This is a genomic window from Salinivibrio sp. ES.052, assembly GCF_900141775.1.
In the GTDB taxonomy this organism is placed as follows: Bacteria; Pseudomonadota; Gammaproteobacteria; order Enterobacterales; family Vibrionaceae; genus Salinivibrio.
On record NZ_FSRI01000001.1, the window covers coordinates 1926037 to 1952177 of the forward strand.

Sequence of the window (26141 nt, forward strand, 5' to 3'; positions counted from 1 at the left end):
CGGTTAAGCGTGATCGCTGATACGGGTTAAGCCGTTGCAATCAATGCGCGTCAGGCACGCGGCGAGAGTGCTGCCGTCTGGCAAACACAAGTCGGGGGCAATATCGGCAAGTGGATAAAGCACAAATTCGCGTTCTTTCATGCCGTAGTGTGGCACTGTCAGTCGCGGGTGCTCGATAACACGGTCACCATAGAGCAGAATATCAAGATCCAAGGTTCTTGGTCCCCAACGTTCTGCTTTGCGCTTCCTGCCATAATTAAGCTCAATGGCTTGCGTTGCATTCAATAGTGTCAAAGGGTCGAGGTGGGTGTCCAGCGCGGCAACTGCATTGACATAGTCAGGCTGATCCGCGGGCCCCATCGGCCGACTGGTATAAAGAGGAGAGACGGCCACAAAGAGACTTTGCGGCAGTGCTTTTAACGCAGCAATCGCCTGTTCCGCTTTTTTTACTGGCTCACCGAGATTGCTGCCAATGGCGATGTACACCCGGTTCATGCGTCTGAGTTTGACTGTGGTTTACGCCGACGTGGCGGTGCTTTACGACGGCGTGACTTAGGTTTACGCGTATTACTGGTTTTATTGATCGCACGCACCATTTTTTGGCGGCCCCCCTGGTCCGCTCGCTGGAAGTCTCGCCACCACGCGCAAAGAGCCTCCGCTTCATCCCCTTCTACGGCTCCCCGCATTTCCAGCAGATCAAAGGCGGCTCGGAACTTTTTCTCATCTAGCGTTTTGAAGGCACGCGCCCCTGTACGACGGGTCATACGCATCTGTAATTGCCATACTTCTCGCACCATGGCGGTGAAACGGCGTGGGACAGCAATGGTTTTAACTTGTTCATCAACAATGTCGCTGGCCGCTACCATGAAGGCATCGTAATAACTAAGCCCACTTTCGGATGCCATTTCTTCAGCACGTGTCACCAACGGATACCAAAGCATCGCCGCGAACAAGAAAGCCGGGTTAATTCTCTGATCGTTAACAACGCGCTTATCGGTTGAGCGTAACACCTGCTCAAGCATTTGCTCAGTTTGGCTAGTTTGAGCCTCGGTAAAATGAGCGGCCACTGCGGGGAAGAGTTGCTGAAACAAGTTATACTCACGCAGCATTTTGTAAGTGTCGAGACCTTGCCCTGATTGCAACAGTTTCAGGCTTTCTTCAAACATACGTGCTGCTGGGATGTCTTGTAATAATGGCGCTAGCTCCGCAATCGGTGCTGCTGTCGCACTATTGATAGTCATATCCAGCTTGACCGCAAAACGCACGGCCCGCAGCATCCTTACCGGATCTTCGCGATAGCGTGTCTCTGGATCACCGATCAAGCGAATCACGCGGTTATTCAGATCCTCAATACCGCCAGCATAATCACGAATAGAGAAGTCAGCGATATTGTAATACAGGCCATTAACTGTGAAATCTCGACGTTGTGCGTCTTCATCAATGGTGCCGTAGACATTATCGCGCAGCAGCATGCCGTCTTCCGAACGGGCCGTTTGCTTGTCTTTTTCGCCTTTACCGTGATGGCCACGGAACGTCGCCACTTCGATGACATCACGCCCGAAAAGAATATGAGCAAGACGAAAACGGCGCCCGATAAGACGACAATTACGGAATAACTTTCGGACCTCATCCGGTGTGGCATTGGTGGCGATATCAAAATCTTTGGGTTCGCGATCCAAAAGCAGATCTCGCACTCCTCCGCCAACGAGGTACGCTTCAAAGCCCGCTTTATGCAGGCGATAGAGCACTTTCAGCGCATTTTCGCTGATACCTTTTCGCGAAATGCCATGTGCTTTGCGGGGGATAACTTCCAACTTAAGATCCTCAATTGCTCGTGTTTTACTATCACGATTCAGAACCTTACGGCAAAAGCTGGTCACTCGATTAAAGATAGCTCACCTCGTATTGATTGTTCGGGCCATGAAACAGCGGCATATAATATATCAGGGTGGGCCATTTTAGAATCCTGTTATCACTTCCGTTTGTCTCGGTAAGTGCATTAACGACCAGGTATTGACCGCAAGATTAAGTAATTCAGTGGTCGTCGCCACCTCTTCGCTTGCCACTGACTGCAAACCAAGAAACGTCATTGCTGCGCGCAACGCAGGAAGAGGCGCTTGATTATTAATCGCAGGGGCACGATTTTGCTTAGATAGTTTCTGTCCACCCACATTCAATGCGAGAGGAAGATGTAAGTAACGGGGCGCCGGCTCACCCAATTGAGCATATAAAGCAATATGGCGACCCGTTGGCATAATTAAATCAGCCCCTCGCACAATATCCGTGATCCCCTGATCAAGATCGTCTAATACAACAGCGAGGTTATAAGCATACAAACCATCACGACGCTTAATGATAAAATCTTCGTTTGCCAGGGTCGCATCCAAATGCAGCGTACCATGAAGGCGATCATTAAACGCCAACACTTCTACTGGGCTTTTAAGCCTAACAGCAGCATGCGTTGCCCCCAGCCCTTTATCTCGACACGTCCCTAAATAGACGCCTCCCGACGCTTTAATTTGACGACGCGTACACGTGCAATAATAGGCTTGCCCCGACGCCAACCACGCATCAATTTGTGCTTGGTAATCGCCCAAATGCTGGCTTTGGTAGCGGACGTCACCATCCCAGTGTAATCCGTATGCTTCAAGTGTTCGCAATATATCGCTGGCCGCTCCCGGCTTTTCTCTGGGTGGATCAATATCTTCAATTCTCACCAACCACTGGCCATGATGGGCTCGGGCATCCAGATATGACCCCAGCGCGGCCACCAAGGAGCCAAAATGTAATGGCCCCGATGGCGAAGGAGCAAAGCGGCCAATATAAGAAGAGAGCGGAGTCATGATAGGCGCATAAACAGTGATATCAATGCCAATGGCGATAATGAATAGCGCAAATTGTACGGGGATCTTGCACTAACACAAGCACCCTAAAACACAAAAAGGGAGCCGAAGCTCCCTTTTATCTGATTGAGTGGTCGTTGCCAGAGACAAACTCGCGCAAGCGCGATCCGTCAGCGATTAACCCGCCATTTGCTTTTCTTTCAGTTCAGCCAGCGTTTTGCAATCAATACATAACTCGGCTGTCGGACGTGCTTCTAAGCGACGTACGCCAATTTCGATACCACATGAGTCGCAAAAGCCGAAGTCATCGTCATCGATACGCTGCAGTGTTTTATCGATCTTTTTAATCAACTTACGTTCGCGATCGCGATTACGTAGCTCTAGGTTAAATTCCTCTTCCTGTGCTGCACGATCAACAGGATCGGGGAAATTTGCCGCCTCATCTTTCATATGATTCATGGTGCGGTCGACTTCTTCCCTGAGCTGATTACGCCACGCATTGAGGATTTTACGGAAATGCTCGAGCTGTGGCTCGCCCATATATTCCTCTCCAGGTTTCTCCTGGTATGGCTCTAATCCGGCAATGGCCAGGATGCCCAGCGATTTCTTTTCTTTGCTTTCTGGCATTCAGCTTCTCCTAAAAAACCTTGACATGACCCGTGTCTGTCAAATGAGGGCGCTATCTATAGCAGAAAGCCTTTAGGGTGGCAATCTTTGATTTACGCCCTGCAACGCCCAATGTGAACATGCTTACACTTTTGCCGTATTGGTAACAAAAGGTACGGAATTAACCAGATTTAGCTCACTCGGCGACACCTGTGCTTGATAACACATTACCTCGACACCTGACGCCAACGCATGATTTAGTAACTGGTTATAATCCGGGTCGATATGGGGGGCGCCAGTCACTTTTTCAATCCCTGAATGTAAAACAGCAAAAAACAAGACAGCACGGTGACCTTGTTCAACCATCGCAACGAGTTCTCGTAGATGTTTTTGCCCGCGGACTGATACGGCATCAGGAAATGCCCCCCTGCCATTGTCCTCCAACAAAGTCACACTCTTTACTTCTATATAGCAGTCAGCTCTGTCATCGTCACGTAATAGGATATCTATCCGGCTGTTTTCGCTGCCATAGCGTACTTCTGTCTGTAATTGTCTATAGCCCGCTAGTTCAGGAATACACCCGGCTTCAATGGCCTCAACAACCAATGAATTAGCACGAGCCGTATTCACACAAATCCAATGCCCGTCCTGAGTATGGTTAAGCTCCCAGCTGTGCGGGTACTTGCGCTTTGGATTATCAGAGGTTGAGTACCACACTGTGTCACCGGGTGTCGCGCAACCGGTCATCGCGCCAGTGTTAGCACAATGCATCGTGAGCGTCTCACCATCGTGCAAAGTGACATCGGTCAAAAACCGTTTATACCGGCGCACTAATGTCGCCGACGCTAGAGGCGGGGAAAATTGCATCTTCCGTTCCTGCTCATGACTCACAACAAAGATCGAACTGGTGCAGGCATTGATATAACACCCGCCCCTCACTATCTCGCAGCACATGCTCACCTGACTGCGAGGAAGGCGAAGCATATAACCCATATCGCCGGCAGGCAAATGTCTGGGCAGGAAGAGTCGGTAAGTCCAGCGCATTGGCATCTTTAACACCACGACGCAAGGTAATATGCGGGGTAAACGTATGACTGTCCGCTTTCGCGGGCCAAACGGGTAAGGCCTGTAAATGATGAGCCAGCGCCAATAAGGCTTGCGGAGAGGGCGCTAACGTTGCACAGACAATCCTCGGATGAGCCCATACTTCAACTGTCGAGGCCGTGATGGAAAAGGCGGGCAGTTGAAGGTCTTGCACCGCGGCTTGTAGACGAGGAATATATGCATCCGGTACATCTCCCAAAAACGCCAAGGTGAGGTGTAAATTCTGATCCGGCACGGCTCGCCCTATCCCGCACAGGCTGTTTTTATAGCTCGTAAGTTGAGCTCGGGCCGCTTGATTGACGTTTTCATCCAAGCCTAACGCGAAAAATAACCGCATGGGGTCTCCTTTTGCGTTCAGTCCGTTAAAATAGCAGTTTTGATTCTGACACAAAGGGCGAATGTTTGTCTCTGCTTCCCATTGATGCCGTGATTCCGCCGTTAATTGACGGCTTACGCCAGTACCCACAAATCATCTTATCGGCACCACCGGGCGCCGGTAAGTCGACGCGCCTGCCACTCGCCCTACTAGAGCAAACACAACTTCCCGGTAAAATATTATTACTCGAGCCCCGACGTCTTGCTGCTCGCAATATTGCCAGCTTTCTTGCCCAACGCTTAAATGAGCCAGTAGGAAAAACCATCGGCTTGAGGATGCGTGGTGATACACAAGTGAGTGCTAACACACGTTTAGACGTTGTGACCGAGGGGGTCATGACACGCTTATTGCAAGCCGATCCCATGCTTGAAGACGTGAGCCTGATTGTATTCGATGAATTTCACGAGCGGAGTTTACACGCCGATCTGGCGCTGACCTTGAGTCTCGATAGCCAAGCAGGCCTGCGTGAAGACTTACGTTTAATCGTGATGTCGGCCACCTTGGATAATCACGCTTTGTGTCAGTGTCTACCTGACGCACTGACGCTCTCCACCGAAGGACGCAGCTTTCCGATCCACTATCATTATCAGCCGATCACTCGCCGCGACCAATGGGAAAGTGCCGTGGCACGCGCCAGCTTGGACTTTATCCATCAACACGCAGGCTCAGCACTGATGTTTTTGCCCGGGATGCAGGCGATACGCCGCGTCCATCAATCGCTGCAAAACACGCTCCCCGAAGACATGGATTTACACCTGCTTCACGGTAGCCTCGATTTTTCTGCCCAACAAGCCGCTATCGCACCTGCACCTACGGGAAGACGAAAGTTAGTGCTTACCACCAATATTGCTGAAACCAGTTTAACCATTGATGGGGTTCAGCTGGTGATTGATACCGGCCTTGAGCGTTTGGTGATTCATCAAGCACAGACTGGCATCGATAAGCTCGTCACGCGGCACATCGCCCGCGGTTCGGCTATTCAGCGCGCGGGACGGGCCGGACGACTGAGTGAAGGACATTGCTTACGCCTTTACAGTGAGGAGCAATTCCAGCGCCTGGTGGCAGCCCCTGACGCCCCTATTTTGCGCGAAGACTTGACCGACTTGGCGCTCAATGTGATCCAATGGGGCTGTGACGTCCAAGATTTACACTGGCTTGACGCACCACCCGCTAAACATTGGCAAGCTGCCTGTCAAAGGCTGACACAATTGGGCCTGACTGACACACGTCAGGCATTAACGTTACTAGGACAACGGGCGAGCCAGTTAGCGGCTCAACCTCGCGCAGCAGCAATGCTCGCACGCGTCGAAACGGCAGCCACATCGGTACAATCGACCGCCTGCTGGTTAGCCGCTTGGGTGGATAAGCCGGTGAGCGCGGGCGGATCATTGTCACTTATCGATCAGGTGCGCGCCGCCATGTCATCACGAGAGCATCAATCACGGGCAACGTCACTGGCTAACGTGCTTGGCATCCGTTTGACCCACACACTTGATGAGCAGGCGTTGCCTTTATTAGCCGCCTTCGTTTGGCCGGATAGGATCGCGCAATCACGTGGGCAATCGGGGCGCTTTGTGATGGCAAATGGTCACGGCGTGACGCTAGACAGCCAAGATCCATTGAGCCATACCGACACGCTAGTGATCGGTGATGTGATGGCCGGCGAGCGCAGCGATAGCCGTGCCTACTGTGCCATTGCGCTATCACTAGTGACCTTGAATGAGGCCCGTCCTGATCTGTTCACACACCGAGAAGTGATCGCGTGGGATGATCAGCGCGGGACGCTACGTGCAGAAAAACAGCAGTGTTTGGGAGAGCTGGTACTCAGCCGCCAACCACTCGATACCTTAACCGCAGAACAACAGGTACAAGGGTTGCTCGATGCGGTTCGTCAAAAAGGCCTTCAAGCATTGAACTGGCAGTCAGAGAGTCAGTCCTTACTGACACGTGCGCGCTGCGCTCAAGCATGGAACCTCGACATTGCGCTACCACCTTTAGGCGATGAGGACGTGCTCGCCACACTCGATACCTGGCTTGCACCCTTTATGCACGGCCTATCGCGTTGGCAAGCGCTCAAGCGACTGGATCTTAAACCAGCGCTTGAGGCCTGGTTTGGATATAAGGCGACGCAGCAATTAAATGCGGCATTGCCCACGCACCTAACGGTGCCTACCGGATCGCGCTATGCTCTGCGCTATGAGGAAAATAATGCCCCAGTACTTGCGGTAAAAATGCAAGAGATGTACGGACAAGCACAGACGCCAACGCTTGCCAACGGCAATATCAAAGTTCAGATAGAATTGCTCTCGCCAGCTGGGCGCCCGTTGCAAATCACCCAAGACTTAGCGGGCTTTTGGCAAGGCACATATAAAGATGTACAAAAAGAAATGAAAGGGCGGTATCCCAAACACCTTTGGCCAGATAATCCGGCCACGCACGAGCCGACCCGAAAAACCAAACGCCATTTTAATAAGAGTTAACCCATTGTATGGCAGAGAAAAAAACACGTACACGCGCAAGCAACAAAAAGCGCTCACCACAAAAGCGTCCGGCAAAGAAAACGACCACTAAGCCTCGTTGGACAAAACGCCTGTTAATGTTGGGGCTAAAGTGCAGTTTAGTCGGGATTGCCGCGGTGGTCATTTTAGGTATTTACTTGGATGGCAAAATTCAAGACAGGTTCAGCGGTCAGATTTGGCAGCTTCCTGGCGTGGTATATGGTCGGGTGATCAATTTGTCACCTGGCAGTGACTTTTCCCTCACGCAATTGCGCCAACAACTTGCTGCACTCAATTACCAAAAAGTGCGTACGCCCAAACGTCCCGGCGAATACTCAGCCTCACAAACGCGGCTAGAAATCATCCGTCGTCCGTTTGACTTTGAAGACGGCCCCGCCCCTGCGCGCCACGCCATGCTGAGCTTTAGCGGCAGCCAAGTGAACAAAATCACTGACGTTAGCAGCAATCAGTCACTTGGGTTGTTGCGTATCGAACCCAAGTTATTGGGAATGATGGAGTCTGGCATTCGTGAGCAACGTTTATTTTTGCCACGAGAGCGCTTTCCCGAATTTTTAGTTGAAGCCTTAATTACCACCGAAGACAGAGACTTTTATCATCACGAGGGGGTCTCTCCTACAGGTATTTTACGTGCCTTGGTCGCCAATATTCGTGCTGGGCGCACCGTACAAGGAGGCTCGACACTGACCCAACAATTGGCAAAAAACCTCTTTCTGACCCGTGACCGTACCTTGTGGCGTAAGGTTCAAGAAGCCTATATGGCATTAATCTTGGATTTTCGTTATAGCAAAGACAAAATCTTAGAGGCCTATCTCAACGAAGTGTATCTGGGACAAAGCCGAGGTGAACCCGTTCATGGTTTCCCGCTAGGCGCTCGACTCTATTTTGGTCGCCCCATCAGTGAGCTACGTGTCGATCAGCTCGCGCTGTTAGTCGGCATGGTAAAAGGCCCATCCTATTACAACCCGTTCCGTCACCCTGAGCGCGCCAAAACGCGGCGTGATCTCGTGCTGCGGTTGATGCTGGAGCAAAACCGGCTCACCAGCGTCAATTATGATGCAGCCGCGAGTCGTCCGCTCGATATCCAAAAGACGCCAAGTCTATCGCGTCCGCAGCCAGCTTACTTTGACCAACTCAAAGAAGAAATCCGCCATAACGTCGGCGATAAATATGCCGCTGGCGCTGGTCTGCGGATTTTCACTACCTTAGACCCAGTGTCACAACAAGCCATTGAAGATGCTGTGATCGATAACGTCAAGGGGCTAAAAAACCGGGCGGGGAATAAACTGGAGGCAGCGGCTGTGATTGCGGATCGCCGCAGTGGTGAAGTTAGAGCGATGGTTGGCGGTGCCCGCCCAGGATTTGCTGGCTTTAACCGCGCCTTAAATGCTAAGCGCCCTATTGGTTCACTCGCCAAACCTGCGGTTTACCTCTCCGCGTTAAATCACCCTGATCGCTTTCAGCTCACCAGTAACATTGACGACAAGCCCATTCGATTAGAAGGCAGTCAAGGCAGCAGTTGGCAGCCTCGTAACTATGACCGCCAATACCGAGGCAGTGTGTCTTTGCTCACGGCACTGGCCAAATCGTATAACGTGCCCACGGTTAACCTCGGGATGCAACTGGGCTTAGGTGAAGTGATTGAAACCTTTGGCAAGCTAGGCGCGAATACCGATGCCATTCCACACGTGCCATCCGTGCTGCTTGGCACTTTCAGCATGAGTCCGTTTGACGTCACTCAGATGTATCAGACGCTCGGGAGTGGAGGACAGCGCGCGCCATTAACCGCGCTGAGGGCCGTGACCACTAAAGAGGGACAAGGCCTGTATCAAAACTGGCCGAAAGCGGAACGTGTTGTGCCTGAACAAGCCGGTTGGCTGACCTTGTATGCGATGAAACAGGTGGTGAAACAGGGCACAGGGCGCTTCTTGCAGCAACGCCATGGACAGGCAGCACTTGCAGGAAAAACCGGAACGACAGACGATAACCGAGACAGCTGGTTTGTCGGTATTGATGACCATGAAGTCACCACAGTATGGCTGGGTCGCGATGACAACCAATCGACTGGGCTGACGGGCGCATCAGGCGCATTACGCGTCTATGACGATTACCTTAACCGTCGCGGCGCCACAGCATTGACTCTCCCCTGGCCCGCGGACATCACCACCGTGGCGGTTCGCCAACAAGGCAGTCAATACACCTTAAACTGTCGCGGTGAGACGTCGCTGCCCGTGTGGGACAGTAACGGAAAATTTGCCAAACAGTGTAGCCAGTCCGATCCGGTGGGTTGGCTAAAAGGCTTGTTTAATTAACATTTAGCCCACGAGATAGACGCTTCTATCCGAACAGCGAGTAATAAAAAGCCCCAACCAACATGGCTGGGGCTTTTTAGCACACGCCCGGTGAGGTCGTTAACTCCGCAGGCCTGTGCCTTTAGAAATCAATCCCCAAGCCAGTGCATACAAACCGATAATAAACAGCAATAGCACGCCAAATGACGTCATAATGCCCACATCTGATACGCCTAAAAAGCCGTAACGGAAGGCGTTCACCATGTACACAATTGGGTTCATCTTCGATACACCCTGCCAGAATTCAGGCAACAGAGAGAGCGAGTAAAAGACCCCGCCCAAGTACGTCAGTGGTGTCAATATGAAGGTGGGAACCATGCTAATGTCATCAAAGGTCTTGGCGAAAATTGCGTTAATCAGGCCACCTAAGGCAAACACGGCCGAGGTCAGCACCACGGTAGCGATCACGATCAACGGGTGTGCAATGTGTAAATCAACGAAGAACAAAGACGTCATCGTCACTAACGCGCCCACCGCTAACCCACGGCACATGCCCCCTCCGATGTAGCCAGCAATAATCACATAATGAGGGATAGGTGCCACCAATAACTCTTCGATATTATGCTGGAACTTGGCACTAAAGAAAGATGACGCCACGTTGGAGTAGGAGTTGGTGATCACCGACATCATGATCAAGCCTGGAACGATATACTCCATGTAACTGAAGCCTTCCATCTGGCCAATCCGCGAACCAATCAAATTACCGAAAATGATGAAGTATAAGCTCATGGTAATCGCTGGCGGGACCAAGGTTTGCACCCAAATCCGTGTAAAGCGTGCCACTTCTTTGTGAATAAGGGTTCGAAACGCCACCCAATACAAGGCATTCATACGCGTGCCTCCCCGTTTTGCTGAATTAACGTCACAAATAACTCTTCTAAGCGGTTTGCTTTGTTTCGCATCGACAGCACCTGCACCCCTTGCTGTGATAACTGGTCAAACACCGGAGTTAGGCCAACAGATTTACTCACTTCCACCTCTAGGGTGTTGGTATCCGTTTTTTGCCAGTTCACCCCGTCAAGGGCATTCAGTTTGTGCCCAGGCTGTAAATCGAGAATAAAAGTCTCGGCATCCAACTTAGATAACAGGGATTTCATTGAGGTATTTTCGACCAGTTCCCCCCGGTTAATAATGCCAATATTACGGCATAGCGTTTCAGCTTCTTCCAGGTAGTGCGTGGTAAGAATGATGGTGATCCCTTGACGGTTAATCTGCGTTAAGAAATCCCACATCGAGCGACGTAATTCGATATCCACTCCAGCAGTAGGCTCGTCCAAGATTAACAAACGTGGCTCATGCATTAGGGCTCGGGCAATCATTAAACGCCGTTTCATCCCTCCAGATAAGTTACGCGCTGGCTCATGACGCTTGTCCCACAAGTCCAGTTGCGAAAGGTATTTTTTCGCGCGCTCTTTGGCTTCGGCACGTGGCACACCGTAGTAGCCGGCTTGGTTCACCACAATCTGTTCCACTTTCTCAAATTGATTAAAGTTGAACTCTTGCGGAACCAGACCTATTTGTTTTTTAGCCTCGACCTTTTGCGTGTCTAAGTCGTAGCCAAAAATACGTACCTGCCCCTGGGTTTTATTGACCAATGAGCTCAATATGCCAATGGTGGTGGACTTTCCCGCTCCATTTGGCCCCAATAGCGCATAAAAATCGCCCTCCTCGACGGAGAGCGAGACACCTTTTAGCGCTTTAACACTGGCCCCGTAGGTTTTGACCAGTTCATTGATTTCGATGGCTTTCATAAGCTCCCGTTCTTTTAAAGCATGACGTCTGTCACCCGATGCGCAGCGCGGAGTGCGTCATAACGGCTATCAAAAGTATGATCATCGGTAAGCCAATTTTTAACATGCAAGCGCTCAAGCTGATCCCGTGTTTTTTGATGGGGACAGAGCAAAAAAACTTGGCAATGGGCTTCGACTGCATCTTTGATCGCGTTTTCCAGCGCGAGGCCGACGGTCATGTCAATCATGGGCACGTCACTGAGGTCTAAGATCATGACATCAAATTCCTCAATCTTGCTATGCTGACGTGCGATCGCTTTGGAGACACTGAATATCATTGGGCCTGACAAGTAGAAAAACAACACTTTTCCGTTAGCACTGTCCAATAAAGATCGTTCCATCTCACTCAATGGCACGTCATCTTCATCTGCATCGCTGATTGCTTTGACCTGCTTTTCTTGCTCACGGCTAAGGTGCTCAATCGCAATAATATTGGCAATAAATACACCGACACCAACGGCCACGATTAAGTCCACCAGCACCGTCAATATCATCACACCATACATGATAACGGTCTGATGAAGGCTGACTTTATGCGCACGTTGGATAAAGGTGCGATCAAGAATATTGAACCCCACATAAATCGCGATACCAGCTAACACCGCCATCGGAATGGGCTCAGTCAAAAATCCCGCGACCAAGATCACCGCTGCCAAAATGAGCGCACGCACAATGGCCGACAAGGGCGATCGGCCTCCTACTTGCACATTCACCACCGTGCCCATGGTGCCACCCGCGCCAGGTAAGGCACCAAATAACCCCGCGATCATATTGGCTAATCCCTGCCCTCTCAGCTCTTTGTCTGAATCATGCTCTTCGCGCGTTAATGAATCCGCAATCACTGCGGACAAGAGCGTATCAATACAGCCGAGAGTGCCCAGCACCAAGGCATCGACCATCATCGTGGTCAACATCTCACTATTGAACTGCGGCAATACTAAAGCTGGCAACCCTGTGGGGATCACCCCGATTCGACGAATCGCATCCAGATCGAACCACCACATAGATAGCAAAGTCACGATAACGAGCGCCACTAACTGCACGGGCATATAGCGACGATAGCGCTGCGGAAACGAAAATAAGATGCCCAGCGTCAGAAGGCCGAGTAATAACTCGCTTTGCTGGGTATGCGCAATCAGATCCGGCAGCCCCTTTAACGTCCCCAACACGCCACCTTCAGGTGTGGTTTGCCCCAATAGCGGCGGAAGTTGAAGGATAATTAAGATCACGCCAATGCCCGACATAAAGCCAGATATCACACTATAGGGCATCAAGGTGACATACTTTCCCAACTTAAGCGTCCCCAAAATCACCTGAAAAAGCCCAGCCATCATCACTACCGTGAAGCCCATTGCCATCCCACCCTCAGGATAACGAGACACCATAGTCGTCAACACAGCGGTCATAATGACAGTCATCGGGCCGGTCGGCTCAGAGATAAGCGTCGAGGAGCCACCGAATAATGCAGCAAATAACCCCACAAGGATCGCTCCCCACATACCGGCTTCAGCCCCCGCGCCGGACGCGACCCCAAATGCCAGCGACAGAGGCAGCGAAATCACCGCGGTCGTTACCCCCCCAAACAGGTCTCCTTTGAGGGTCCAGTTTTTGAATCGTTCGAATTTCAAACCCATTGATCCTTAACGTTTTATGCAGTGACTGGCCATGACGGCTTTACTTACTGGCACGGGGGTCCCCCAATGCGCGCGCCAGTATATAGGAATGTGCGTAAGATCAAATCAGGTGGGAAAACGCATGGTTAGATTTCAACCAAAAAGAGCAAAATGATGAGAAACGTGGCAAATATTCACTAAATACATTGTATTTAAGTGATCGTGTTTTCGGTTATTTGGCATCAGACACGTGCTTAGAGCCTTAGGTAAGCAGGGTGACAATGGCACTCGTCAACGAAACCTATTGACGAGCCCCAGCGCGTGAGTATGCTCGGTAAATTGAGCAGCGCTCTACGGCATCACTTCCACCAAGCGGTTGGCCGCCTCAAGAGCAGGTTTGCGGGTCGTAAAAATATGTGCCTCTCTCACCCAGTCACCAATGTGTAAGCGCTGCAGGTGTTCACGCGTTTCATTATGCGGGCATAACAAAAATACCGTGCAATCAGCCTCACGTGCATCTTTAATGGCGTTCTCTAACGCCAAACCAACAGTCATGTCTAACATGGGCACGTCGCTTAAATCCAAGATCATCACGCGAAACTCATTGATATGCGCATGCTGACGCGCAATCGCTTTTGAGACGCTGAAAATCATGGGGCCAGACAAATAGAAAAAGAGGACTTGGCCATAACTGGCGTCAAGTAAGGCGCGTTCCTCGTCATTTAGCGGCACTTCATCGTCTTCTGCATCACTGATCGCTCGCACTTGTTTCGCTTGTTCGCGGCTTAAGCGCTCAATCACCAGTAAGTTAGCAATAAAGACCCCGAGCCCCACCGCGACAATTAAATCGACAAACACCGTTAGCGCCATCACGCCGTACATAATACCAGTTTGCTGCAAGCTGATTTTGTGGGCGCGATGTAGAAAGCTCCAATCGAGAATATTAAAGCCGACATAGAGTGCAATACCGGCAAGCACTGCCATCGGGATCGGTGCGGTGAGCGCCCCCGCAACTAGCACCACCGCCGCCAAAATGGCCGCGCGGACGATGCCTGAGAGTGGTGAGCGCGCCCCCACTTGTACATTCACCACGGTGCCCATCGTGGCCCCTGCTCCTGGTAATGCACCAAACAGACCCGCGATGATGTTGGCTACGCCTTGTCCGCGTAATTCACGGTCTGAATCATGCTCTTGCCTTGTCAGTGAGTCCGCAATCACCGCGGTTAATAACGTATCAATACAACCCAAGGTGCCTAAAACCAGCGCATCAATGATCATCGCGGTGAAGTGCTCAGGGGTAATATGTGGGATCACGAGTGACGGCAAGCCGGTTGGGATCTCACCAATACGACGAATGCTCTCAGTATCAAAGAGTAAAACTGACACTAAGGTAATACTGACAAGAGCCACTAATTGCGCGGGAATAAAACGGCGGTATTTTGCAGGAAAGTAAAACAAAATCCCCAGCGTGAGCGCGCCGAGGAAGACTTCTTTCATGTCGGCATTAACCACTAAACCCGGTAAGGCTTTTAAGGTGCCTAGCACACCGCCTGACGGTGCAGCTTGCCCTAATAGCGGCGCAAGTTGGAGTAGAATTAATATCACGCCGATGCCCGACATAAACCCAGAGACGACACTATAGGGCATTAAGGTCACGTATTTGCCCAGTCGTAAACTACCAATCAGCACTTGAAACGCGCCGGCCATCATCACTACCGTAAAGCCCATGGCAAGGCCGCCTTCGGGATAGCGAGCCATCATGGCGGTCAAAACTGCCGTCATGATCACCGTCATCGGGCCAGTGGGCTCTGAAATCAGGGTGGACGAGCCACCAAATAGCGACGCAAAGAGCCCGACTAAAATTGCCCCCCATAATCCGGCTTCAGCTCCTGCCCCAGAGGCGACACCAAAGGCTAACGCCAAAGGCAATGAAATAATGGCAGTCGTCACGCCGCCGAACAGATCGCCCTTTAATGACAGTTGTGCAAATCGTCCTTTATCAAACACGCACTACCTCTACTGCGGTTAAGATCATGATGGAGCGAACAGTATACGAATTTTCTCGCGTTAACCTATCCGAGCAGTGGGATCAGACACAGACAGCGTGATCTATCGGGCGTGATAGATGTAAAAAAATGTGAATATTGATCTCAGTATATTTCACATCCAGTCATTGAGGTATAGTGGCAAATGATAACTTTGCCAACAGACTGAGTGAGTATGGCCCAGATAAAAGCGTTGTTTGCCAACAATAAAGCCTGGTCAAAAGACATTCGTGATACCAACCCACAGTTTTTTGCCGATCTTGCTAAAGAGCAACACCCTGAATATTTGTGGATTGGTTGTTCGGATAGCCGCGTGCCCGCAGAGCGTTTGACAGGATTAGACTCTGGCGAGCTCTTTGTGCATCGCAACGTCGCCAATCAAGTCATCCATACCGACTTAAACTGTCTATCAGTGGTGCAATACGCCGTCGATGTATTACAAATCAAACACATCATTGTCTGTGGCCACTATGGTTGTGGCGGGGTGCACGCCGCGATAGAAAACCCCGAGCTGGGGTTGATTAACAATTGGTTGCTGCATATTCGCGACCTCTATCTCAAGCATAAAAGCTACCTAAGCCAACTGCCGGCACAGGTACGTGGTAACCGACTTTGTGAGATCAATGTTGCCGAGCAGGTGTACCACCTCGGCAATTCCACTATTTTGCGCGCCGCATGGCAGCGCGGCCAAGATGTGAAGGTACATGGCTGGTTTTACGATACTACCGACGGGGTATTGCGTGATCTGGGGATGACGGCCGATAGCCGAGAGTCGCTTGAAATTAACTATCAAGCGGCGATGAGTCATTTAGTACCCGATGCTACCCATGTCCCCTGTGATAATTGACAGAGTGCTGACACTGTAAGACTTGTGATCAGTGGCTGATCGTCGTACAACACCGCCATGACTCCGAACGCGCACGCTTCATCATCAACCACGCACCGCTCTCCGCTACTTTTGTGGCTGATAGCGGGCGTGATGCTGTTTGCGGTGATCGCGAATGCTGTGGTGCAATCTCATGTTTCGCCATTTCAGCCAAGTAGCCAAATCCATGCGCTGCAACACACACCGGCCCTGCTTTCGGCTGCGAGAGCCAGCGTCGCCTTGCCTGCTGCGTTACCTGATGACGATACCCAGCCGCCACATTTAGCCGCCATTACTCACCCCCCGCACATTCGCCTTGCTTGGCACTTGATTGCCTTTTTGTGCGTACTTGGGGTGTGTCTGCCACGCCAGTATCTTGCGTTTTCACTCCCCCGCCTCGGAGGCTGGCGAGAACACAACCTGCAATACCGCTTTATTCATTCGCGTTAACCGTTCGCTTTCCTGAAGAAGGCCTTCGCGCCTTTACCCCTAATTACAATATCGAGCTGGCGCTCGGTATTAGGCTTTGCTGTGCGTGATGCACAGCCAAGGAGAACGAATGAATAAATTATCCCCCGTTAATCGGTATTCTTTATGGCACTACGCCGCATTAGTCCTGATGTTGATCGTCCTGACCGTGCAGGCGTTACCAAGCTTTTTTGGCGACCACCCAGTGGTGAGCGTGTCGCATCACTCGCATCAGGGACTACAAAACTGGCTTAAAGCCCATCCTGAGGCCGTGAGTGAAGTGCGTTATGACTCGCAAGGGACGGTTACCTTAATCACGCCCGATATTAGCCAGCAACAGAACGTACAACAGCAATTAAAAGGCACTCTAGGACCCGACGCGGAAATCACCCTCGATTATTTATCCGCAGCACCCACATGGCTGTCGCGCCTCGGCGCCGAGCCGGTAAAACTAGGGCTCGATCTACGCGGCGGTGTGCAATTGTTGCTTTGGGTTGATACCGACCAAGCACTCGCCCATCAAGCCGAAGCGTTAGTACAAGGCCTCAACTTATGGTTAGACAGCCAGCACTTACCGGCTAGCGCCACGGTCAACACCAAAGATAACACCACGGTGCAATTGCCGATGCTCAGTGCCAGCGATCGCAGCAAAGCCAGCGCTTGGTTTACCGAGCATTATCCGCAATGGCGATTCAATAGCGCCGCAAATGGCTGGCAGATGACCGATACCGAGCAAGACGCGATGAGTCATCAAGCTGTGCGTCAGAATATCGATATTCTTCGCAAACGTATCGACGCTTTAGGCGTGGCTGAGGCGAGTGTACAACGTCAGGGTAAAGACTATATTCGTATCGAACTGCCCGGGGTGCACGATCCTAAGCAAGCCAAAAATGTCATTGGCGCGACAGCCTCACTCGCGTTCTATGCCCTCGATGCCACAAGCCCGAAACGCCTGTATGACGCACAGCACAATGTGGTGCCGTTAGCACGTCACGCCATTTTGGGTGGGGAACACATTATTGATGCGCGTACAAGCGTCGATGAAATGCGTCGTCCACAAGTTGATATTCGCTTGGATGGCCCCGGTGGCGAGACCATGTTGGCCTTTACCCGACGTCACTTGGGCGATCCCATGGCCACTGTGTACCGTGAGTATCAAGCCAATAAGCAGGGTGATCTGGTTGCCAATGAACGGGTGATCAACGTCGCGACAATTCAAAGTGCGCTCAGCGATCGATTCCGGATCACGGGCCTGTCGAGCCCAGAAGAAGCCCGTAACCTCTCGATGTTGCTGCGTGCTGGCGCACTCACCGCGCCGATTAAAATCGTTGAAGAACGCGCGATTGGTCCAACCTTGGGCGCCGATAATATCAAGGCAGGATTTTCTGCACTGGCCGTTGGCATGATAGGTATGGCTCTCTTTATGATGCTTTGGTATCGCCGCTTTGGCTGGGTCGCGATTGTTTCACTGGTTGCCAACTTGATGATGCAAGTCGGCCTACTCGCACTGCTGCCCGGCGCAGTGTTGACCCTACCGGGCATCGCCGGCTTAGTGTTAACCGTGGGCATGGCGGTCGATACCAATGTGCTGATCTTTGAGCGTATTCGCGATCGCTTACGTGCTGGCGCAAGCCTAGCCAATGCCATTGATACGGGTTATCGAGCGGCCTTTAGCACCATCTTTGACGCCAATATCACCACCTTAATTTCCGCGGTCTGCTTGTATACGGTCGGCTCAGGTCCATTACAAGGGTTTGCCACCACACTGATTCTGGGACTGTGCGCCAGCATGATCAGCGGCATTGTCGGCACGCGAGCGATCATCAACCCGATTTGGGGACGCGACCGCCGCCGCGCCGTGACCATTTAAGGAGCTACGTTTATGAAACTTACACAAGTCCGCTATGCCAGCTTCGCCCTATCGGGGTTGCTCACCGTGCTCAGCCTCTGGGCGATTGCTTCTTATGGCCTCAACTTGGGCATCGACTTTACTGGCGGTATCGTGATTGATTTCACTCTACCCAGCTTAGCTGGCAGTGATACACTGATCGCTGCCCTGCACCATCAGTTTGGCGAGTTGGCAACACTCACGCCAAGCACCACTCATGGCCAGTGGCAGCTCATTTTACCTCATGCGTCTCAATGGCAAGATCCGCAACAGGTGATCGCACAAATCAGCAGCGCGCTCGCCATGCCCGTCACCTTAGTTCAAGCGAACGTCGTCGGCCCTCAAGTGGGTCAGGTGCTATTTGAACAAGGGGGGTTGGCTCTGCTGGTTGCTTCGTTGGCTATCATGCTTTATTTGGCTATTCGTTTTGAATGGCGCCTTGCCTTGGCGGCAGTAGGGGCGTTGGTGCACGATGTGATCCTCACCTTGGGCCTGCTGGCGATACTGGCTGTGCCGATGGATCTCAATGTTATTGCCGGGCTCCTCGCCGTTATTGGTTATTCACTCAATGACTCTATTGTGATCGGCGATCGACTGCGTGATGTGCTTAGAGCCAAACCGGATCAATGTGTGTATATCAGCACCAATATTGCGGTCTGTGAGACTTTCTCGCGCACCTTGATCACCGCCGGCACCACGCTGTTTACCATCGGATGTTTGTTGGTGTTAGGTGGCGATGCTTTGTATGGCTTTGCGCTGACGCTCTTTGTTGGCGTACTCACTGGCACTTGGTCATCGGTCGCGGTGGCGTCTTGTCTACAAGAAATGCTGGGGTTGTCCCCCGCGCATTATCAGCGCGCCTCTGCACCAGAGCGAGAAGGCGCCTACTAACTCAATGATGGGGCATAAACAAAAAAACCGAGCAGATGCTCGGTTTTTGGTTTATCTATCGTATGACCGCTTGGCTAATCCTGCGGAATCACTTTCCCCACATACGGGAGATGGCGATATTTCTGCGCATAATCAATACCAACGCCCACCACAAATTCATCTGGAATGGTAAAGCCAAGCCAATCGACCTTAACGTCTACTTCACGACGCTCTGGTTTGTCCAATAGGGTACAAATACGGACAGAGTTTGGCTCACGCAGCGAGAGGATCTCACAGACCTTGCTGAGCGTATTACCCGTGTCGATGATGTCTTCGACCAAGAGAATATCTTTGCCTTTGATATCGTCATCTAGGTCTTTCAATATTCGCACATCCCGTGTGCTTTCCATACTGTTGCCGTAACTTGATGCTGTCATAAAATCGACTGCATGTGGCATATCAATCGCACGGCATAAATCCGCCATGAAAACAAACGAGCCGCGTAACAGCCCCACTAAGACGAGCTCTGAAGAGTCTTTATAGTGTTCGCTGATCTCGGCACCCAGGGCTTTTACTCGCGCCTGTACATCCTGCTCTGAAATCATCACTTCAACGGTGTGTTTCATATCTGCCCCGATGGTTGTCTCTCCACGATAGGGAGGTCACTAACAAAGGTGGCATAGTCTAGCACTAAATCGATTGCGGATCCCAGCCAGACAGTTTTCCTCGCAAATGCACCCACACACTAGTTGGTTATCACACTGATTGATAAGAAAAAATAATGACTGCCTGTGTTTTTAATAATGAGTGACTTTTTTTGCAGACAAAATTACCATTTTACGGCCCAGATCAGGCCTCTAGACGTTGTCAGGCGACAAATAGCTGGTATAAACTCAATTTTCGCTAATAAGAAAATTGTTAGCACAAACAATAATTAATTTGTACAAACCAAAAAAATAAGTTGGCAGGTTTTAGGATGGCTCAATCAAATGAAAGAACAAGGACGCGACTGTCGCCCGAACGCCGCAAAGAGCAGTTATTAACTTGTGGCTTAGATGTCTTTGCTAAACGCGGTATCGGTCGTGCAGGCCATGCGGACATCGCAGAAATGGCAGACGTATCAGTCGCCACTGTATTTAATTACTTCCCGACTCGGGAAGATTTAGTGGAAGAGATCCTAGCTCAAACGGAGAAGCACTTCATTACATTGATTAATGAGTGTACCGCACAGGATCAATCCATGCGGGCGTCACTAAACTGCATCACGTCGCAGATTATCGACACAGCACTCGCCGATAAAGCCTGGATGAAAGTCTGGTTTGAATGGAGTACCTCGATTCGCGAGGATATTTGGCCACGCTTTGTGAAAGGCAGCCGAGACGCGATGGATCAGTTCGAACACGTGTTTGAGCACGGGATGGCAAAAGGTGAGATGGTTGATGGCCATCCGCCACGTCGACTAGCCAGTATGTTGGCCGGTGTTTGCTACGTGCTGTTTTTACAAGCACATCAGCAACCAGATAAAGCCGCGTTGAACTCAATGGCCCAAAATTACATTGATGTATTGTGCCAACAGAGCTAACTCGCGCAACCCAGTAAAAGCCAACCCGTCGGTTGGCTTTTTTGGTTCTTCACCGATCAACACTCGCCATCGATAAAGCTCGGCCCATCATGAAACAAGACAGGCTCGTGAGCGCGAATATTCAACCTCACCCTCTCGCCCACGGATAAGGGCTCTCTCGCATGCACCGATAATTTTTGCCCATGAATATCAATGGTGTAACGACTACTGTCACCCATAAATTGCTGCGAAAGCACCTGCCCCTCACCTTGCGCATCAGCACGGATACTCAAAAATTGCGGGCGAAGCAACCACCAATGCGGACCGGGATGACAATGTACTGGGCGCGGCCATGGACCCAGAGGCGTCTGCATTTGCTCTTGCGCCGAGACGGTGACAGGCACATAGGAGCCTTGGCCGAGAAAGTCCGCTACAAACCGGCTGGCAGGCTGATAGTAAACCTCAGTGGTGTCACCAAACTGCTCGATCAGACCTTGATTCATCACAGCTAACTTATCGGCAAACGCAAACGCTTCTTCACGACTGTGGGTAACGAGGATTGCCGTGACCCCTTGTGACTTAAAGATGCGTCGGATTTCTTCAATTAAGTCATGACGAACCTGGGTATCAATGTTTGAAAAAGGCTCATCCAGCAATAACAGATCCGGCTCATAAGCCAGTGCCCGAGCAATCGCTACTCGTTGCTGTTGACCACCGGATAATTGATGCGGGTAACGATCCCCAAGGTCAGTTAAATGAACCAGTTTAAGCATGTCAGCCACTTTGCTCGCTCGCGCTTGAGCGGCCAACTGTGAAAGTCCAAATCCAATATTCTCTGCCACGGTCAAATGAGGAAAGAGAGCGTAGTCTTGAAAAATCATACCAATATTACGCTGCTCTGGTGGAACAGAGTGATGCTCGTTATCCATGACTTTACAGCCAATCGATAGCGTCCCTGCCGATAGTGGCATTAAACCTGCCATCGCCTTCAACAAGGTGGTTTTCCCACAGCCACTGGCCCCGAGCAAGCAAACAATTTCTCCCGGTGCGACTTGCAACGACAACGCCTTTAAGACCGGCGTGCCATTATAGCTACAAGTCAGGTTTTCAATCGACAGGGCACACTTCATTGATATTTCTGCTCCAATGATCGGTTAATCAGGATTAGCGGTACCAAGCCTACCACTACCAGTAATATCGCCGGTAATGCCGCGTACTCTAGGTGCTCATCAGAGGTAAAGTTGTACACATAGGTGGCCAGTGTTTCAAAGTTGAATGGGCGAAGTAGAATAGCAGCATTAAGCTCCTTCATTGATTCAATAAACACCAACAACATCGCGATTAAGGTGCCACGACGGATCAAGGGTAAATACACACGACGAATCACACCGGTTGTGGTACATCCCATGGTCCGGGCCGCCATGTCGAGAGAGGGAGGGATCTTCGCCATGCTGGACTCAATGCTGCCAATCGCGACCGCACTGAAACGCACAACAAACGCAGTTAACAGTGCCACCATGGTGCCAGATAACACTAATCCCGGCCGGCCCCATCCATAATTCGTAGCAAGATCATTGATCAAGTGATCCCCGCGCGTCAGTACCAACATCACCCCAATGGCCAAGACGGTTCCAGGGACTGCGTAGCCCATTGAAGCCAAACGCATCGGTGTCACACTGAAGCCATGGCCACGCAGACGACGATAAACATTCACCGTCCAAGCAATGGCAACCGCAATGAAAGCAGCCAAACTGGACGTATAAAAGCTGTTATAACTAAAGGTTGCAAAATCACTGATGGCATTTTTTTCATAATAATGCCAAGCGTAAATAACCAACTGTAACAGCGGTAAGATAAAGGCTAGAGATAATATGCTCCAACACCAAGCCACCACACCTGCTTTGCGCCACCCATATAATGGTATTTTCTCGATCGCATCACTACTGGAGCTCGGACTAAATTGCGCTTGCTTGCGACGTCCATAACGTTCAGCACTGATCAATAAGAAAATAGCCACCAGCATCATCGCTGATATTTTAGCGGCCGCCGTTAAGCTTGAATAACTCAACCAGGTGTCATAGACCGCAGTCGTCAGTGTGCTAACGGCAAAGTAATTGACCGTACCAAAATCCCCGAGCGCCTCCATAGCAACTAAGGATGCCCCCACTGCAATCGCGGGCCGAGCTAACGGTAAGGAAATACGGCGAAAGCTCTGCAATGGAGAGCAACCAAGTAGACGTGCAGAATGCGTCAAAGTCACACTTTGCTCCATAAAAGCAGCACGTGTGAGTAGATAAATATAAGGATACAACACCAACGCTAAGACAAAGCACGCGCCTAGCAAGGTGCGCATATCCGGGAACCAATAATCGGTCACGCTCTGCCACTCAAATAAGTAACGCAAAGCACGCTGTAATGGACCTGCATAGTCGAACCAATCGGTATAAATATAACCGATAATATAGCCAGGCATCGCTAAAGGAAGCACCATCGCCCATTGTAATTGACGACTTCCTGGAACCTGATACATCGCCAGCATCCATGCAGTGGGAACGCCAAGTAACATGGCAATGGCGACCACGCCTGCCACCAAAAGGGTGGTATTTAGGGTATAAGTGGGGAGCACAGTCCTAAACAGATGAGGAAAAATATCACCTGTATCACCAACTGCGGTATAAAAGATCGCTAAGATCGGCAAAACCAGCAATAGGGCAATGCACCAACTGCTGGTTTTTATAATGGGTAATCTATCTCGCATGGCCTACTACATTAAGGCGTCAGAGAAAGACAATAGGGGTGATTCACCCCTATGCAATGGCTTACAGATCGAACTGAACTTCATCCAGCAGTTTCACTGACTGACTATAGTTATCAGCAATCGCCTCTAGTGGCATAGGGTCGTGTTTATAATCCCCCCATGATGCCACCAGATCAGACTTCTCAACACCAGATTTCACTGGCTCTTCGAAGTTCACCTTTGCATACATTTGCTGTGCTTTGTCTGACGTTAAAAATTCCATGAGTTTAAGCGCGTTTGCTTCATTCGGTGCGTACTTCGCCATCGCCATACCACTCACATTCACATGCGTACCGTGAGTATTTTGGCCAGGGTAGTTTAGATAAACCGCTTCCGCCCACGCTGTTTGCTCTTCGTCGTTCAGCATTTTACCTAAGTAATAGCTATTACCTAGCGACACATCACAGAGCCCTTCTTTAATCGCTTTCACTTGTGCGCGATCGTTACCTTGTGGCTTACGCGCGAGGTTGTCTTTTACTCCTTCAAGCCACTCTTTGGCTTTCGTTTCACCATGGTTCTCGATAATGGCTGATACAAGAGAGACATTATAGGGATGCTTACCTGAACGGGTACAAATCTTGCCTTTCCATTCTGGTTTTGCCAAGTCAAGATAATCAAAATCATCGCCCAACTTGCCCACGCGCTCGCGTGAAGAGTATACCGCACGCGCACGTGTTGTCAGTGCTACCCACTTATCGTCACTATCACGGAACTGCTCCGGCACGTTTTGATCGATCGCTTCACTATTAACAGGCTGAACCACATCTTGGTTTACCAACTCTTGAAGACGCGAAATATCAACGGTTAGAAGCACGTCGGCAGGGCTGTACTCGCCTTCTTGCTTGACCTTTTCCGCCATGCCTTTTTTGGCAAACTTAACGTTCACCTTGATGCCGGTTTGTTCGGTAAACGCATCGAACATAGGTTCAATCAAAAAAGGTTGACGATACGAGTAAACATTGACTTCTTCGGAGGCGACCGCTGCGCTAGCTCCCAGTAGGCTTGCGGTTACAGCCGAGGTAATCAGTAGTTTTTTCATCGTGGCAGTCCTTAAATATGATGATAAATGATAACGAATCTCAGTTTCGTTAGTATACAACTAATGATTCCCGACTCAATATGGCTGAGCATAAAAAAAACGAAACCCGACATGAAAAATGTAAGGTTTCGTTTCAGAGTTTAACGGTGTCTTAGGCGTGTGGCTATTTCACGCTGACAAATTCGGGATATGCATCAATACCACAATCATGTAAGTCCATGCCCGACATCTCTTCTTCTTCGGTCACTCGGATACCCATGGTTTTTTTCAAGACCAGCCACACAATGAAGCTAGCACCGAAGACCCAAGCAAAGATCACAGCCGCACCTAATAGCTGCGCGCCAAACGTCGCGCCTGTATTACTCAGAGGCACCACCATCAGACCGAAGAAACCACATACACCGTGCACAGAGATGGCACCAACAGGGTCATCGATTTTCACCTTATCCAGTCCAATGATGCTAAAGACGACAATGGTACCGGATACCGCACCGATAATCAGCGCTGCCACCGGTGAAGGCGACAGTGGATCGGCCGTAATGGCAACCAAACCGGCTAATGCGCCGTTCAATACCATGGTCAGATCGGCTTTCCCCCATAGAGTTTTACAGACAAGCAGAGCGGCAATCGCCCCTGTTGCGGCGGCAGCATTCGTATTGAGGAAGATTTGCCCTACTGCAGTGGCGTTTTCAAAATCCGACACCATCAACTGTGAGCCACCATTGAACCCAAACCAGCCAAACCACAAGATAAAGGTACCCAGTGTTGCCAGTGGCAGGTTAGATCCTGGAATGGGGTTAATTTTGCCGTTTTTACTGTATTTGCCTTGACGCGCACCCAACAGTAAGACCCCTGATAACGCCGCAGCGGCACCCGCCATGTGAACAATCCCCGAACCGGCAAAGTCACTGAAACCGGCCTCCGATAAGAAACCACCGCCCCATGTCCAATAGCCTTCAACCGGATAGATCACGGCAGTCAATACCACGGAAAAGACCAAGAAAGCCCACAGCTTCATACGCTCCGCAACGGCACCAGACACCACAGACATCGCTGTCGCGACAAACACCACTTGGAAGAAGAAGTCTGATTCAAGCGAGTGGTCAGCATCCGCGCCTTGGGTACCAATCAGGGTACCAAAAGACGGCACAAGGCCTCCGCCGCTGTTGTCTACATACATAATGTTGTAGCCCACCAATAGATACATGGTACAGGCGATGGCATACAAACAAATATTTTTAGTCAGGATCTCAGTGGTGTTTTTCGAGCGCACTAAGCCCGCTTCTAACATGGCAAAGCCTGCTGCCATCCACATGACTAACGCGCCGGATAAAAGAAAGAAAAAGGTGTCGAGCGCGTAGCGCAATTCTGTCACCGTGTTTACCAGTTCCATTGTCTTTACTCCCTGT

At 50.7% G+C, this 26141-nt stretch carries 22 protein-coding genes; 7 read left to right on the top strand and 15 right to left on the bottom strand.

Annotated features, from left to right (window positions below):
• Window positions 1-3: 3 nt before the first annotated feature.
• The 6 genes from folK to thpR form a co-directional block, all read right to left on the bottom strand.
• Window positions 4-495 carry a 2-amino-4-hydroxy-6-hydroxymethyldihydropteridine diphosphokinase gene (folK, locus tag BUQ98_RS08970; RefSeq protein ID WP_074213434.1) on the bottom strand — a complete coding sequence of 164 codons (492 nt, stop codon included), beginning with the start codon at window positions 493-495 and terminating at the stop codon, window positions 4-6.
• Window positions 492-1856 (bottom strand): polynucleotide adenylyltransferase PcnB, encoded by a 1365-nt coding sequence (gene pcnB, locus BUQ98_RS08975; protein WP_217693644.1) that lies wholly within the window; start codon window positions 1854-1856, stop codon window positions 492-494. Before pcnB ends, folK begins: the two co-directional genes overlap by 4 nt.
• Window positions 1857-1958: 102 nt before the next feature.
• The gene (gene gluQRS, locus BUQ98_RS08980; RefSeq protein ID WP_074213436.1) at window positions 1959-2843 is read right to left on the bottom strand and encodes a tRNA glutamyl-Q(34) synthetase GluQRS; all 885 of its coding nucleotides are present in this window, start codon (window positions 2841-2843) and stop codon (window positions 1959-1961) included.
• 177 nt (window positions 2844-3020) lie between these two features.
• Window positions 3021-3470 carry an RNA polymerase-binding protein DksA gene (gene dksA / locus BUQ98_RS08985; RefSeq protein WP_074213437.1) on the bottom strand — a complete coding sequence of 150 codons (450 nt, stop codon included), beginning with the start codon at window positions 3468-3470 and terminating at the stop codon, window positions 3021-3023.
• A gap of 123 nt (window positions 3471-3593) precedes the next feature.
• Complete coding sequence (gene sfsA / locus BUQ98_RS08990) at window positions 3594-4316, bottom strand: DNA/RNA nuclease SfsA (RefSeq protein WP_074213438.1); 723 nt, start codon at window positions 4314-4316, stop codon at window positions 3594-3596.
• A gap of 13 nt (window positions 4317-4329) precedes the next feature.
• On the bottom strand, window positions 4330-4890 hold the full coding sequence (gene thpR / locus BUQ98_RS08995) for an RNA 2',3'-cyclic phosphodiesterase (RefSeq protein WP_074213439.1): 561 nt from the start codon (window positions 4888-4890) through the stop codon (window positions 4330-4332).
• Window positions 4891-4955: 65 nt separating this feature from the next.
• Here thpR and hrpB point away from each other — a divergent pair, with 65 nt between their 5' ends.
• The gene (gene hrpB, locus BUQ98_RS09000) at window positions 4956-7409 is read left to right on the top strand and encodes an ATP-dependent helicase HrpB (RefSeq protein WP_074213440.1); all 2454 of its coding nucleotides are present in this window, start codon (window positions 4956-4958) and stop codon (window positions 7407-7409) included.
• Window positions 7410-7417: 8 nt separating this feature from the next.
• Window positions 7418-9757 carry a penicillin-binding protein 1B gene (mrcB, locus tag BUQ98_RS09005; RefSeq protein WP_074213441.1) on the top strand — a complete coding sequence of 780 codons (2340 nt, stop codon included), beginning with the start codon at window positions 7418-7420 and terminating at the stop codon, window positions 9755-9757.
• A gap of 99 nt (window positions 9758-9856) precedes the next feature.
• On the opposite strand, the gene BUQ98_RS09010 is transcribed toward mrcB, so the two are convergent.
• The 4 genes from BUQ98_RS09010 to BUQ98_RS09025 all read right to left on the bottom strand — a co-directional run bounded on the left by BUQ98_RS09010 (window position 9857) and on the right by BUQ98_RS09025 (window position 15206).
• Window positions 9857-10627, bottom strand: a complete 771-nt coding sequence (locus BUQ98_RS09010) for an ABC transporter permease (RefSeq protein WP_074213442.1) — start codon at window positions 10625-10627, stop codon at window positions 9857-9859.
• Window positions 10624-11547, bottom strand: coding sequence for an ABC transporter ATP-binding protein (locus tag BUQ98_RS09015; protein ID WP_074213443.1), 924 nt, complete (start codon window positions 11545-11547; stop codon window positions 10624-10626). The genes BUQ98_RS09010 and BUQ98_RS09015 overlap by 4 nt, the downstream gene beginning before the upstream one ends.
• A gap of 14 nt (window positions 11548-11561) precedes the next feature.
• On the bottom strand, window positions 11562-13214 hold the full coding sequence (locus BUQ98_RS09020; RefSeq protein ID WP_074213641.1) for a SulP family inorganic anion transporter: 1653 nt from the start codon (window positions 13212-13214) through the stop codon (window positions 11562-11564).
• A gap of 336 nt (window positions 13215-13550) precedes the next feature.
• The gene (locus tag BUQ98_RS09025; protein ID WP_074213444.1) at window positions 13551-15206 is read right to left on the bottom strand and encodes a SulP family inorganic anion transporter; all 1656 of its coding nucleotides are present in this window, start codon (window positions 15204-15206) and stop codon (window positions 13551-13553) included.
• Between the two features lie 213 nt (window positions 15207-15419).
• Here BUQ98_RS09025 and can point away from each other — a divergent pair, with 213 nt between their 5' ends.
• The 4 genes from can (at window position 15420) to secF (ending at window position 19356) form a co-directional block, all read left to right on the top strand.
• On the top strand, window positions 15420-16091 hold the full coding sequence (gene can, locus BUQ98_RS09030; RefSeq protein ID WP_074213445.1) for a carbonate dehydratase: 672 nt from the start codon (window positions 15420-15422) through the stop codon (window positions 16089-16091).
• Window positions 16092-16148: 57 nt separating this feature from the next.
• A complete protein-coding gene (locus BUQ98_RS09035) occupies window positions 16149-16559 on the top strand; it encodes a hypothetical protein (protein WP_139294675.1) in 411 nt (136 codons plus the stop codon).
• 109 nt (window positions 16560-16668) lie between these two features.
• Window positions 16669-18447, top strand: a complete 1779-nt coding sequence (gene secD / locus BUQ98_RS09040) for a protein translocase subunit SecD (RefSeq protein ID WP_139294677.1) — start codon at window positions 16669-16671, stop codon at window positions 18445-18447.
• Window positions 18448-18459: 12 nt separating this feature from the next.
• Complete coding sequence (gene secF, locus BUQ98_RS09045; protein ID WP_074213448.1) at window positions 18460-19356, top strand: protein translocase subunit SecF; 897 nt, start codon at window positions 18460-18462, stop codon at window positions 19354-19356.
• A gap of 74 nt (window positions 19357-19430) precedes the next feature.
• Here the strand turns inward: secF and hpt are convergent, their stop codons facing one another.
• Entirely contained in the window at window positions 19431-19961 is a 531-nt protein-coding gene (gene hpt, locus BUQ98_RS09050; RefSeq protein WP_074213449.1) for a hypoxanthine phosphoribosyltransferase, read from the bottom strand.
• 350 nt (window positions 19962-20311) lie between these two features.
• Here hpt and BUQ98_RS09055 point away from each other — a divergent pair, with 350 nt between their 5' ends.
• Window positions 20312-20917: a TetR/AcrR family transcriptional regulator gene (locus BUQ98_RS09055; protein WP_074213450.1), complete on the top strand. Its 606-nt coding sequence runs from the start codon at window positions 20312-20314 to the stop codon at window positions 20915-20917.
• Between the two features lie 56 nt (window positions 20918-20973).
• Here BUQ98_RS09055 and BUQ98_RS09060 read toward each other — a convergent pair whose 3' ends face one another.
• The 4 genes from BUQ98_RS09060 to BUQ98_RS09075 all read right to left on the bottom strand — a co-directional run bounded on the left by BUQ98_RS09060 (window position 20974) and on the right by BUQ98_RS09075 (window position 26125).
• Entirely contained in the window at window positions 20974-22026 is a 1053-nt protein-coding gene (locus BUQ98_RS09060; RefSeq protein WP_074213451.1) for an ABC transporter ATP-binding protein, read from the bottom strand.
• Complete coding sequence (locus tag BUQ98_RS09065; RefSeq protein WP_074213452.1) at window positions 22023-23654, bottom strand: ABC transporter permease; 1632 nt, start codon at window positions 23652-23654, stop codon at window positions 22023-22025. The genes BUQ98_RS09060 and BUQ98_RS09065 overlap by 4 nt, the downstream gene beginning before the upstream one ends.
• A 61-nt stretch (window positions 23655-23715) precedes the next feature.
• The gene (locus tag BUQ98_RS09070; RefSeq protein ID WP_074213453.1) at window positions 23716-24732 is read right to left on the bottom strand and encodes a Fe(3+) ABC transporter substrate-binding protein; all 1017 of its coding nucleotides are present in this window, start codon (window positions 24730-24732) and stop codon (window positions 23716-23718) included.
• Window positions 24733-24895: 163 nt separating this feature from the next.
• On the bottom strand, window positions 24896-26125 hold the full coding sequence (locus BUQ98_RS09075) for an ammonium transporter (RefSeq protein ID WP_074213454.1): 1230 nt from the start codon (window positions 26123-26125) through the stop codon (window positions 24896-24898).
• Window positions 26126-26141: the final 16 nt, after the last annotated feature.